The sequence below is a fragment of the Rickettsia endosymbiont of Culicoides newsteadi genome (genome assembly GCF_002259525.1).
In the GTDB taxonomy this organism is placed as follows: domain Bacteria; phylum Pseudomonadota; class Alphaproteobacteria; order Rickettsiales; family Rickettsiaceae; genus Tisiphia.
Window position 1 is genome coordinate 1 of the sequence record NZ_MWZE01000031.1, and the last position, 12,736, is coordinate 12,736.

A 12,736-nucleotide genomic window follows, 5' to 3' on the forward strand; every position below is an offset into this window, starting at 1 on the left:
CTCTTAAGAAAAATAAACCTTCCATAAATTGCAATTTCGACTTTCCTCTAAATTATAACCTTATCCCGAATTGACGTGTAGTAAGTATAAAATTTGCCGCTGAGTTACGGGATAAATTACATGGTTTAAATCTTTTTAAGCCAGAACATTTACAATTTTATCAAGAAATGGCACTTGCTTTTATTAAAGGCAATGAAAATGAAATATTACAAATATATAAAGATATTAAAGGAAATAAGACTATAGGGATAGGTTTTAATATGGATAATCCCGAAGCAAGAATTGTTTGGCAGGCAATATTTCAGGGGTTGATATCATTTGATAAAGTTTATAATGGTCAGCAAACTATTACAACTGAGCAATCTCGAATGATATACGACTATAAGAGTGCTACTAATCGAATCGAACTAAAAAATATTTATGGTAAGTCTTGGGATAAGCTAAAACCTAACGAGAGGCTGATGATTGAGGATCTTTATTGGAATGGTGGTAATAAGTTAGTGGGTAAGTTTACAAAATTTTTTCAGCATATGAGGCTTTATGCTGAAAGCTCTAAGTTAAAATATCTAGAGCAAGGATTAATCGAAGTAAGAGAAGGTTCTAATAAAGAAAAGATTAGGGGAATTCAAAATCGTAGAAATGCGCAAAGTGAAATAGGTGATTCGTCCAAATGCCTTACTCTACTCCCATATGTGGGTATTCTCATGATTTTTTTTCATCACCACCTCTTGTAAAATAGATTGTAAATTACTATATCAGAACTTGTTAAGTTGAATTGTTTAATCGGAATTAGGAGTGTATATGGCAAAAATTATAGGTATAGATTTAGGAACAACAAATTCCTGCGTTGCAGTAATGGAAGGGAAAGAACCGAAAGTTATAGCAAATGCCGAAGGAGTTAGAACGACTCCCTCAATGGTAGGATTTGCTAGCGGTGGTGAAAAATTAATTGGCGAACCAGCAAAGCGTCAAGCTGTGACCAATCCAAATAATACTTTATATGGCATTAAAAGATTGATAGGTAGAAGTTTCTCTGATCCTATGGTTAAAAAAGATCAAGACCTTGTACCGTACCAAATCGTAAAAGCTGCTAATAATGATGCTTGGGTTGAAGTTAACGGAGAAAAATATTCACCTAGTCAAATTAGTGCTTATATTCTGCAAAAAATGAAGGAAACAGCTGAAAATTATCTTGGTGAAAAGGTAACGCAAGCAGTTATTACTGTACCAGCATATTTTAACGATGCACAACGTCAAGCAACCAAAGATGCTGGAAAAATTGCTGGTTTGGACGTATTACGGATAATCAACGAACCAACAGCCGCAGCTTTAGCATATGGTTTTGATAAAGCTGAAAGCAAAATAATTGCAGTTTATGATCTTGGTGGCGGTACGTTTGACGTATCAATTTTAGAAATAGGTAACGGAGTATTTGAGGTTAAATCTACCAATGGTAATACTTTCCTTGGTGGGGAAGATTTTGATTCGAGAATTCTAGATTATTTAATCGATGAATTTAAGAAAGAAAGTGGTATGGATTTACGCAAAGATCCTTTAGCTTTACAGCGTTTGAAAGAAGCTGCCGAAAAAGCTAAAAAAGAATTATCATCTGTACCGCAAACCGATGTTAATTTACCATATATTACAGCTGATAGTTCAGGTCCTAAACATTTAAATATAAAATTTACTAGAGCAAAGTTAGAATCCTTAGTGGCAACGCTAATTGATGATACAATCGAACCATGTAAGAAAGCTTTAAAAGATGCTGGGCTAAAAGCCTCAGATATTCAGGAAGTAGTGCTAGTTGGCGGTATGACTAGAATGCCAAAAGTTATTGACAAGGTAAAAGAATTTTTTGGTCGCGAACCACATAGAGGAGTAAATCCTGATGAAGTCGTAGCTCTAGGGGCTGCTATTCAAGGTGGGGTATTAAACAAAGAAGTTACTGATATATTATTACTAGATGTTACCCCTTTATCTTTAGGTATTGAAACTCTTGGGGGGGTATTTACTAGGCTGATTGATCGTAATACAACTATTCCTACCAAGAAAAGTCAAACATTCTCTACGGCGGACGATAACCAACATGCGGTAACGATTAGAGTATTCCAAGGTGAACGGGAAATGGCAGCTGCTAATAAGCTACTTGGGCAATTTAATCTGGATGGTATTCCTCCTGCCCCACGAGGAGCACCACAAATTGAAGTAACCTTTGATATTGATGTTAATGGTATAGTTCACGTTTCTGCCAAAGATAAAGCTAGTGGTAAAGAACAGAAAGTAACTATCCAGGCTTCCGGAGGGCTTAGTGATGCAGAAATTGAACAAATGGTCAAAGATGCGGAAAAAAATGCTGATGAGGATAAAAAGCGTCGTGAATTAATTGAAGCTAAAAATAATGCCGATAGCTTGATTTATTCAACTGAAAAGACTCTAAAAGAATATGATGGTAAAATATCAGTTAGTGATAAACAACAAGTAGAAAATGCTATAACAGAGTTAAAGGCAGCTTTAGAGTCAGATAATCTTGAAGAAATTAAAGCGAAAACTGACACTCTTATGGCAGCAAGCATGAAAATTGGAGAAGCTATGTATAAATCTCCATCAGAAGATGATAGTAATACAGAAGCTAAGGCAAGTGATGACGATAAAGTAGTTGATGCTAATTACGAGGATGTAAGTAATAAGTAATTACTATGCCATTGCGAGCTATCGTAGGTGGCGTGGTAATCCATTTTTTCTGGATTGCTTCGTCGACCTTACGGTCTCCTCGCAATGACAGTTTCTCAATTATTATTTTCTTAAGCCTATGTGCAATGACATGTATGCATCTCAAGCGTCATTGCGAGGAGGCGTAAGCCTCCGAAGCAATCCAGAAAAAATGGATTACCACGCTCATATACGTTCGCTCGTAATGACGTTTTGGCTAAAAATAAAATTTAAAATAAGATATCCTTATTATGTCTACAAAAGATTATTACCAAGTACTTGGAGTTAATAAAACTGCTAGCCAAGCAGAAATAAAAAAGGCTTATCATAAATTAGCTATGCAATATCATCCTGACCGTAATTCACAGGATCAACAAGCAGAAAAAAAGTTTAAGGAAATAAGTAGTGCTTATGATGTACTAAAAGATGAGCAGAAAAGAGCAGCATATGATCGTTTTGGACATGAGGCTTTTCATAATTCAGGAGCAGCATCGTCAGCTGGAAGGCAGGCTTCTAGAGGGGGAAATCATGATTTGAATGATATATTTGGTGAGTTTTTTAATGATTTTATGGGTGGCGGGGCAAGAAGGTCGCACCAGTCCACTAGCGTTAGAGGTTCAGATTTAAAATATGAAATCACAGTTACTTTGTCAGAAGCATTTCGTGGTATCGAGAAAAATATTAGCTTTACTAGTGAAGTAAAGTGTTCACCATGTAACGGTAGTGGTTCAGAAAATAATGATACTGGCATGACCAAATGTGATACTTGTGGAGGACGCGGGGCTACAAGAATACAACAGGGTTTCTTTACCTTAGAACAAACTTGTGCAAAATGCCAAGGTGCAGGGCAAATAATTAAAAATCCATGTAAAAAATGTCATGGTCAAGGGCGTCATTCACAACATAGGAATTTATTGGTAAATATTCCAGCTGGTATTGAGGAAGGCACAAGAATAAGACTTACTGGTGAAGGAGATGCCGGAATGCGAGGAGGCAGTAATGGAGATTTGTATATTTTTGTTACTATTAAGCCACATGACCTGTATAAAGTTGATGGAATTAATTTGCATTGTCGACTACCTATTAGTTTCATTAAAGCTATTTTAGGTGGAGAAGTAGAAGTACCAGACATAGAAGGTGGTAAGGTAAAGTTAAAAATACCAGCCGGCACACAAAATGGCGAACAACTAAGACTAAAAGGTAAAGGTATGTCTAAGGTTAGATCAACCATTAGAGGGGATATGTTTGCCCACATCCATATTGAGATACCGAAAAATCTTACTAAAAAACAAAAAGAATTACTAGAGATGCTAGATACAGAATTGTCAAGCGACAAAGATGAAGATGATGCTAGTTTTTTTAACAAAATGAAAAACTTATGGTCATAAAATTTGATTTTTTAATGGTATTGTATTATAAAATGTATTATATGAGTGTAGATATTCAAATGTAGTATTTGGGTATGTTCTAATGTAAAAACAGGGGGTTTATGAGAAAAACATCTAACTCAGAAGAAGAGCTAAATATAACAATTTCTTCAGAAACAACAGTAGGATTTCAGAGTATTGAGCCAGGGGCAAATCAGGCGAGTGTACAAGTAATCTTACCAGTAGGCTTACCACAACAAGCAAATTCTTTAGAAGCACTAAAACATTATCTAGGAAGCTCACTAACATTTCTTAATGCTGAACATTCTAGTAACGAAGAGCTTGGTGTAAATGTAACTGGTGAAAACTCTGGGAATACCGGCAATATTAGTGAGTAGTTTCTTTAGTCACAACTGTTGAAAAGTAAAAGAGGAAGTGGTTTTAGATCGGGTAATTTAAAAATCCCGAGCATTTTGCTATGACTTTTACATTGCCATGACTGTTTAGAATCTAATAACCAATATTTGCGGTAAGATTGTTTGTAATATGCATATACCATTAACATTAAAAAGAATATTACTAATTATTCGTCAAAATAGCCGTATAGTTATTAAATTGGTAATTATAGATCAATTAGTAAAATGGTGGTTTATAAATTATCTAAGGGGCAAAATTGGTCTAACCATGAAAGTAACAAGCTTTTTAGATATAGTTTATAGCTGGAACCATGGTATTAGTTTTGGAATGTTCCGAAATTATTATCAGTATAGCAATATGTTGTTTATAGTTATTAATTCTGTTGTTATAATATATTTATGGTATATCTTATTAAAATGTAAGACAATGACAGGCTTTGTTGGTTATAGTTTTGTCATTGGTGGTGCTATCGGTAATTGGATCGATCGTTTTGTTAATGGGGCAGTATTTGATTTTATTTATTTTCATTATCAAGATTTTGGTTTTCCAATATTTAATCTAGCTGATAGTTTCATTTCATTAGGAGTAATATTTTTGATACATGATTATTATAAAACTAAGAAAATTGTTGAACAACAACAAGACATTAAATATAATCACACTATGATACAAGCTGAAGCAGATAGGATCCGTGAGCTTGCTTTTAAGGAAAATATAAATTTAAAAGGAGATTAAGTGCGTATAATTTTTTGGTTATTTGCTACTGTAATAATGTTATCTGCATGCAGTAAAGAAGTAAAAGAAACAATAGGAATTGTGCCCCCTGGACCTGATGAATACAAGGTAGGACGCAACAAAACTCTAGAAATGCCTCCTCACTATGACTTACCTGCTATTAAAGTAAAAGATAAAGAAAACTCTAAATCGTCTTCTCCAGAAACTCTTACTGAGGGTGAACAGGCTTTGATAAAAGAAATAGAAAAATAAGATTAATTATATAATTTTTTCACTTTTTCACTTAGTGGACAGAAATTTTGGTATATACTCAAAAATATATAGATAATTAAATTGACGTCTATTACAAGGCTGTCACCCCTGCTTTGGTGTGGGGTCTTAGATTCCGCACCGAAGTGGGAATGACAAATTGAGCAGTACTATTCAGGGCAGCTATATAGAGGACAATAATTGCCGGAGTTTAAAATAAGGTGAGTGATAATAATAAAAATGTTGTACTGAATTTTGGACCACAACATCCAGCTACCCATGGAGTTTTAAGATTAATCTTAGAAATGGATGGTGAGGTGATCAATAAAGCAGATCCACATATTGGCTTATTGCATCGTGGTACTGAAAAATTAATTGAGTATAAAACATATCTACAAGCTATACCATACTTTGATCGATTAGATTACGTATCGCCAATGTGCCAAGAACACGCCTTTGCCTTAACAGTTGAAGAATTGCTTGGCTGCGAAGTTCCAAGACGAGCTCAATTTATTCGAGTGATGTTTTCTGAACTTACCCGTATCCTTAACCACATCCTTAATATCACAACCCAAGCTCTAGATGTTGGTGCTACTACCCCTCTATTATGGTTATTTGAGGAACGTGAAAAAATTATGGAATTTTACGAGCGTGTATCTGGTTCTAGAATGCATGCAAATTATTTTAGACCTGGTGGCGTTGCCCAAGACTTACCAGATGATATATTAGAAGATATTCATATTTTTATTCAACAATTTCCTAAAAAATTACAAGATGTTGAAACCTTGTTAAATGACAATAGGATTTGGAAACAACGCCTAGTAGATATCGGAGTAGTAAGCCAAAAAGAAGCTATGGATTGGGGGTTTTCTGGTCCAATACTACGAGGCTCAGGTATCGCATGGGATCTTAGAAAAACCAATCCGTACGATGTATATGGTGAACTAGATTTTGACATACCAATTGGCAAAAATGGTGATTGTTATGATAGGTATTTGGTTCGCATTGAAGAAATGTACCAATCACTTAAAATTATACAACAATGTCTTGAAAAAATACCGAAAGGTAGTATTAAAACTGATGACCCTAAAATTGCTCCACCATCAAGAAAGCAAATGAAAGAATCGATGGAAGCAATGATTAATCATTTTAAACTTTATACTGAAGGATATAACGTACCACAAGGCGAGATATATCGATTTGTTGAAGCCCCAAAAGGCGAGTTTGGGGTATATTTATACTCTGATGGAAGCAACAAACCCTATAGATGCCGTATTAAAGCCCCTGGATTTGCTCATCTGCAAGGTTTAGACTTTATGTCGAGAGGCCATTTGATGGCAGATGTGGTAACTATTATTGCCAGTCTTGACATTGTTTTTGGAGAAATTGATCGATGAATGATGAACCAGTAAATTTCAGTTTTAATGATGAAAATTTAAAAAAAGCTCAAGATATTATTAAGAAATATCCTGAAAATAGACAGAAAAGTGCGATCCTACCGTTACTTGACCTTGCCCAACGGCAAATGAATGGTTGGTTACCTAAAGCATCGATAGAGTATGTAGCAAATTTTCTAAATATACCTTTCATCAGAGCTTATGAAGTTGCAACATTCTATACCATGTTTAATCTACAACCAGTAGGACGATATCACATACAAATTTGTGGTACTACCCCCTGTTGGCTAAGGGGTAGCGATAAAATTGCTACTATCTGTAAGAATAAACTGGCTATTAATTTCGGTGAGCTAACCAGCGATAAAAAGTTTAGCCTTACAGAAGTTGAATGTTTGGGTGCTTGTGTTAATGCACCAGTTGTCCAAATCAACGATGATTTTTTTGAAGAGTTAGATGAAGAAGGCATGGCTAAGTTAATTGATAGCCTTGCTTAAACTCTTGAGGAGTAGAATTTTGGGCTAGGAGCGATGGAGTACATAAGCGTCAGTTTAAGAAAACAATAATTGAAAAACCGTCATTGCGAGGAGACCGTAAGGTCAACGAAGCAATCCATTTTTAATCACTTTCCTGGATTGCTTCGTCGGTCTGGCAACCTCCTCGCAATGACATCTTATACTTTAACCTTTTTTCCGTGAACACTCACATTCAATCTACAACTGTAGTACTAAGAAGAAAACTTAGTATCTCACCTTATGCATGGCGTCATTGCGAGAAGCTACTTTAGTAGCGACGAAGCAATCTAATGTCAAACCTATTGAAGGTAATTTGTGGGAAATAAGGCTAAATGGAAAAGTAAATATAGCAAGATCAATCTATTTTTTAGCTCATAAGAAAAAAATAGTTATTCTTCACACTTTCATAAAAAAGACTCAGAAGACCCCTAAAAAAGCATTGTTAATAGCAAAACAAAGAATGAAGGAAATAAATTATGATAAAATATGAATCATTAAGAGAAAAATTACTTGCTAATCCTGAAGTAAAAAAAGAATATGAAGCATCTTCTCTAGAGTATGAAATATCTTATGCTTTAATACTATCTAGAATTAAGGCTAACATGACTCAAGAAGAGGTGGCAAAAAAATGAATACCACCCAATCTGTAATAGCACGTTTAGAAAGCGGTAAACATTTTCCAAGTTTAAAAACAATTTATAGATATGCTATTGCAATAGATAAACCGATTAATTTACATGTACAACCATAGTATAGCCAATTCAGGAGAAGTAGATAGCAGGAACGATGCCTATAAGTAATAGGCGAGCGACGAGTGATGACGTCACTAACTTCTCATCAATTGACTATAGTGAGGAATCTATGCTATAGCTAATATAAACCTATTTATTTTATTGATAAAATTTATGAATATTTTTGTTACTAATAACTGTCCTATAATATCTGCCCAAGCCTTGGATAACAAACGGGTAGTTAAAATGGTTTTAGAGACAGCCCAATTATTAAGTACCGCCATATTCATTAATAGTGGTGTTACTTATCAGCATATCTACAAACCAACTCACATGAAGCACCCATGTACTATCTGGGCGGCATTGAATATTGGCAATTGGGACTGGTTATTTCAGCATTTTTTAGCATTATGCGAAGAATATAGTTTTCGTTATAACAAAAAACATGCGACTACAAGGTTATTACCATATTTGTTAGAACATAGAGCTGATATTCAAGATGGCATAATAACTCCATTTGCTAATTGTACTAAATCAGAGAGCATGCAGGTGGATTTTAAGCATATTAGCGATCCTTGTGAAGCTTATAGAAAATATCTCAATGCAAAATGGCACCATGATAAATTACCACCGAAATGGATTAACAGAGAACCACCTTTATGGTATAACCCCCTATTTCTCATCAATTGACTATATACTGTAAAAATAATGAAAACAGCTATTAGTGTAGTATAAAAATCTGCTATATTTAAACAAAATTGATAATTATGGCATTACATTACATGAACAAGATTTATAAAACCCCGATATTTACACTATATTTGATATTAATTTGTCTCTTAATATTACCTATTAGACCTCTTACAAAACTCGCTTATGCTGAGGAATTTGAAGGAGACGCGGAACGCAGAACCGCAGCGTACTCAAGTGTACGTGAGGATTCGAGTACCGCATCATTGTCCAAATTACCAGCAGAAGTAGAGTTAGGCAAGAGGTCTATTGTTACTGTTAAGGCAGAGTCTCCTGTTAAAGCAGTGACATCTAGCACAGAGGGAAATAATAATATTACTCGCCATCCTGATACTAATGCAATAACCCTTGAAGCAAAGCAAGCAATAGTCATAGATTATGCTACAGGTAAAGTGTTGTTGGCAAAGAATGCTGATGAGCATATGTTTCCCTCATCAATGACCAAAATAATGACATCTTATCTTATTGAGGAGAAAATTCAAAAGGGCGAGGCATCGTTTGATTCGCATTTTATTGTAAGTGAGAAAGCTTGGCGTATGGGAGGGTCAAAGTCTTTCATGCCTCTAGGTGAAATGGTACGTCTTGAAGATATTCTAAATGGTATTATTGTTCAATCAGGAAATGATGCTTGTATTGTAGCTGCTGAAGGATTGTACGGAACGGAAGAAAATTTTGTTGAGGCTATGAATTTACAAGCACAGAAAATAGGTATGAAGGATACTCATTTTGTTAATGCTAGTGGTTGGCCAGCAGAAAATCACTATAGCACCGCCTATGATCTTGCCATACTTAGTATGGCTCTTATTAAAAACCACCCGGAATTTTATCATATTTATAGTAAAAAATATTTTACTTTTGGTAAAGATCAAAAAGGTCGACCTATTACTCAAGGAAATCGTAATCTTTTATTATACAAAGATATTGGATGCGATGGTATTAAAACCGGTTTTACTGATAATGCGGGTTATGGCATGGTCACATCATGTATAGATGATGGGCGTCGCTATATTATGGTTGTTAACGGTCTTAGTTCTATGAAAAAGCGAGCGGATGAATCTCTAATGCTATTAGATTGGATTAAGCAAAACTTTATTCACAAAAAGTTTTATGCTAAAGGTGATATAATAGAAGAAATTAATGTATGGCTTGGTGTACAGGATAAAGTGCAACTTGTAGCAGCAGAAAAGTTATCAATGGTTGTGCCACGTTCTAACCAAGAAAAAATTGATATAAAAATATCGATACCGCCAACTGTTTCAGCTCCTTTAAAGGCTGGGGATATTGTTGGTAAAATAACTGTAATTGTTGACAATGATGTTCAAGAAATAGCTCTTCTTGCTAAAGAATCCATTGACAAAGTAGGGTTTTTGAAGAGAATAGTTTGTTACTTTAATTATTTATTTTTTAACAAATAATTTGGTAATTGGCATTTTACTAAACTTATAATATTTATAATTATGACAGAGATAATCGATTCACAAGATTTAATTGACACTATCAGTAAACTTGAGAAGCTAGAGGAAGAGAAAAACGAGTTAACTGATCTAATAAAGGATGCTTATGAAGAAGCTAAACATAAAGGCTATGATATTAAGATAATTAAGCATGTTCTGAAACTTAAGAAAAAAGACAAAGATGATCTTGCTGAAGAAGATAGCCTAATAGAAATATATCGTGGAGCGTTGAATATTTAACAATTATAGTCAAACCATTAACTTTTACGTATCTTTAAAAAGGCTAATACAAATAGCATGCTAAATAAGGTAGTGAATAAAAAAAGATTGGACCAATCCATATAGTTTGCACAAATACCGGATAAACAGGATAAAATAATACGTACAAAGGAGCTAAAAGAAGAAATAATTGAGTATTGCGTGGCGATCAATTCGCCATTACATAAACTAGAAAGATAAATAATAAGAGTGGTATTACCAAGTCCGCAACAGAAATTCTGTACAGTAATTGTTATAGTAAATATAACTAGATCATGATCTACTATAGATAAAAACATTAGCATTAAGGGGGATAGTAATTGTAGAATACCGCATATTAGTAAACCTCGAGATATCCCTACTTTTGTAGTTAGAATACCGCTAATAATTCCCCCTAAGGTCATTAGCATGAATCCATAGGTTTTTGAAATAGAGGCAATTTCTTGGGAGGTAAAGGACAAGTCAATAAATAAGGGAGAGCTCATTGCCATAGTAATTGAATCGCTTGCTTTATATAGAAAGACAAACAGCATAATGAATATCCAATTTGGATGGTGTCGTTTTAATAATAGTAAGCTATCACCAATGATTTTAGAATATTGGCTAAATGAAATTAAATTAGTAAAAATATGTTCAGTTTTTTTTGTAGCAGGCTCTTGCATGCATAAGATTATTAGTGGGGCAGCCATTGTTATAAAAAAGGTACATAGATATACGCAATACCAATTAAAGAAGCAAGAGACATATAATGCTCCTGTACTATTAATCAGCATTCCTATGCGAAAACCAGTGCCACTGAAAGTTGTAGCAACTGAAAGCTCTTCCTTTGTTGCAGAGCGTTCTATACGATAGGCATCTAAAATAATATCTTGAGTTGCCGCACAACAGGAAATAGTAAAATTTAAAATGGCAGTAATAACGATGTTAACAGGGGGAGCTATAATTAAAAATCCACTAGTAGTAACTAATAAACATCCTTGTACAGCTAGTGCCCATCCTCGACGTTGACCAAATTTTTTACATATAATAGGTACAGAATATTTATCAATAAATGGTGCTAATATTGGTTTTAGGCAATATGGCATAGAGGTTAGAAACATTAAGCCAATAATATCAGTTGAATATCCTGCTTGTGATAATTGGTAATGAATAGTAAATGTGACCAATGAAAAATTTCCCCCCGCCACTATACCTAGCAAGAAGAAACAAATAAAATAAGAACTTATGCGATTAGTTAACATTCCGGAGTTATATCCACCTTTTTGGACAGTTATCTAACAAGTCTTCAGTGTTTAATGTATATAGTTAATTCAAGAGAAGTTGGTGACGTTGTCACTCATCGCTCCTAGCCCCAAATTCTCCTGAATTAACTATAGTTAGTCTTGGAAGATTAAATATCACAATTTCCTTCTTATTTCAATATAACATCTGCAATTAAGTTAATTAAACTCGATAATCAAGTTTTTTTTGCAGATTTGAATAAAATATAGGACAATGGTTGTCATCCCTGCGAAAGCAGGTATCTAAAAATACCCTGAGGTATTATAGATTCCCGCTTACGCGGGAATGACAAGGGAAAGAAGCGGGAATGATAATAGTGAACGGGGATGGCAATAGTGTTTGTTATGCGGGTGAGTTATATATTATATATCAAATCTTAGCCCAGCAATTATGTTATGAGTTTGATAACTAGTTTTATTTATTTCAACATCATTACATTTTGAAAATTTTGTTTGCCCATAATCTGCCAAGATATAGGCAACATCAATCCTTGCCTTTTCATTTAAACTAACAGACACTCCAGCAATTAGCTGATAAGCAAAATTATTAGCCTTCCTATTAACTGAAGAATATTTTTGCAGTGGAACAAAATTTGCAGCAGTCGGAGCATCACGACCATAGTACCCTACAATTTTTGTAATAAATACTCTGCAAAGGTATTGTATATGGGAGGTTGAAGTAGTATAAGAGTGTATTTTCTGACTATGCACAATATACTACTTCAGTCACTGATACTAAACTTTTCTTGGAAAAAATCAAGGCTAGAATGTCTTTCTGGAATGATTATGAGTCTAATTGAGAATTGCTCCGTTAGCGGTAAAAACATGGCACTTGGAATTAAGAGTGAAGCTAAACATAGCTCTAGAATTCAAAGAA

At 34.4% G+C, this 12,736-nt stretch carries 16 protein-coding genes; 14 read left to right on the top strand and 2 right to left on the bottom strand.

Annotation, left to right across the window (positions count from 1 at the left end):
• Positions 1-167: 167 nt before the first annotated feature.
• The 14 genes from RiCNE_RS03380 to RiCNE_RS03435 all read left to right on the top strand — a co-directional run bounded on the left by RiCNE_RS03380 (position 168) and on the right by RiCNE_RS03435 (position 10,561).
• Positions 168-734 (top strand): hypothetical protein, encoded by a 567-nt coding sequence (locus tag RiCNE_RS03380; protein ID WP_094649211.1) that lies wholly within the window; start codon positions 168-170, stop codon positions 732-734.
• A 67-nt stretch (positions 735-801) separates the two neighbouring features.
• Positions 802-2,691: a molecular chaperone DnaK gene (gene dnaK / locus RiCNE_RS03385; RefSeq protein ID WP_094649212.1), complete on the top strand. Its 1,890-nt coding sequence runs from the start codon at positions 802-804 to the stop codon at positions 2,689-2,691.
• Positions 2,692-2,960: 269 nt separating this feature from the next.
• Positions 2,961-4,097 (top strand): molecular chaperone DnaJ, encoded by a 1,137-nt coding sequence (gene dnaJ / locus RiCNE_RS03390; RefSeq protein ID WP_094649213.1) that lies wholly within the window; start codon positions 2,961-2,963, stop codon positions 4,095-4,097.
• A gap of 101 nt (positions 4,098-4,198) precedes the next feature.
• Complete coding sequence (locus RiCNE_RS03395) at positions 4,199-4,474, top strand: hypothetical protein (protein WP_094649214.1); 276 nt, start codon at positions 4,199-4,201, stop codon at positions 4,472-4,474.
• Between the two features lie 154 nt (positions 4,475-4,628).
• Positions 4,629-5,228, top strand: coding sequence for a signal peptidase II (gene lspA / locus RiCNE_RS03400; protein WP_192866926.1), 600 nt, complete (start codon positions 4,629-4,631; stop codon positions 5,226-5,228).
• On the top strand, positions 5,229-5,480 hold the full coding sequence (locus tag RiCNE_RS03405) for a DUF3035 domain-containing protein (RefSeq protein ID WP_094649216.1): 252 nt from the start codon (positions 5,229-5,231) through the stop codon (positions 5,478-5,480).
• A gap of 218 nt (positions 5,481-5,698) precedes the next feature.
• Entirely contained in the window at positions 5,699-6,874 is a 1,176-nt protein-coding gene (gene nuoD / locus RiCNE_RS03410; protein ID WP_094649217.1) for an NADH dehydrogenase (quinone) subunit D, read from the top strand.
• A complete protein-coding gene (gene nuoE / locus RiCNE_RS03415) occupies positions 6,871-7,368 on the top strand; it encodes an NADH-quinone oxidoreductase subunit NuoE (protein ID WP_094649218.1) in 498 nt (165 codons plus the stop codon). Before nuoD ends, nuoE begins: the two co-directional genes overlap by 4 nt.
• A 262-nt stretch (positions 7,369-7,630) precedes the next feature.
• A complete protein-coding gene (locus RiCNE_RS03420; protein ID WP_094649219.1) occupies positions 7,631-7,876 on the top strand; it encodes a type II toxin-antitoxin system RelE/ParE family toxin in 246 nt (81 codons plus the stop codon).
• Complete coding sequence (locus RiCNE_RS07480; protein ID WP_157905664.1) at positions 7,863-8,018, top strand: hypothetical protein; 156 nt, start codon at positions 7,863-7,865, stop codon at positions 8,016-8,018. Before RiCNE_RS03420 ends, RiCNE_RS07480 begins: the two co-directional genes overlap by 14 nt.
• The gene (locus RiCNE_RS07275; protein ID WP_133062932.1) at positions 8,015-8,137 is read left to right on the top strand and encodes a helix-turn-helix domain-containing protein; all 123 of its coding nucleotides are present in this window, start codon (positions 8,015-8,017) and stop codon (positions 8,135-8,137) included. The genes RiCNE_RS07480 and RiCNE_RS07275 overlap by 4 nt, the downstream gene beginning before the upstream one ends.
• Before the next feature lie 154 nt (positions 8,138-8,291).
• Positions 8,292-8,807: a pyrimidine dimer DNA glycosylase/endonuclease V gene (locus tag RiCNE_RS03425; protein ID WP_094649220.1), complete on the top strand. Its 516-nt coding sequence runs from the start codon at positions 8,292-8,294 to the stop codon at positions 8,805-8,807.
• Positions 8,808-8,884: 77 nt separating this feature from the next.
• Positions 8,885-10,282, top strand: a complete 1,398-nt coding sequence (locus tag RiCNE_RS03430; protein WP_094649221.1) for a palindromic element RPE1 domain-containing protein — start codon at positions 8,885-8,887, stop codon at positions 10,280-10,282.
• Positions 10,283-10,324: 42 nt separating this feature from the next.
• On the top strand, positions 10,325-10,561 hold the full coding sequence (locus RiCNE_RS03435) for a GapR family DNA-binding domain-containing protein (protein ID WP_094649222.1): 237 nt from the start codon (positions 10,325-10,327) through the stop codon (positions 10,559-10,561).
• 17 nt (positions 10,562-10,578) lie between these two features.
• Here the strand turns inward: RiCNE_RS03435 and RiCNE_RS03440 are convergent, their stop codons facing one another.
• A complete protein-coding gene (locus RiCNE_RS03440) occupies positions 10,579-11,820 on the bottom strand; it encodes an MFS transporter (RefSeq protein ID WP_094649223.1) in 1,242 nt (413 codons plus the stop codon).
• Between the two features lie 402 nt (positions 11,821-12,222).
• A complete protein-coding gene (locus RiCNE_RS03445; protein ID WP_094649224.1) occupies positions 12,223-12,570 on the bottom strand; it encodes an outer membrane protein in 348 nt (115 codons plus the stop codon).
• Between the last annotated feature and the right edge of the window lie 166 nt (positions 12,571-12,736).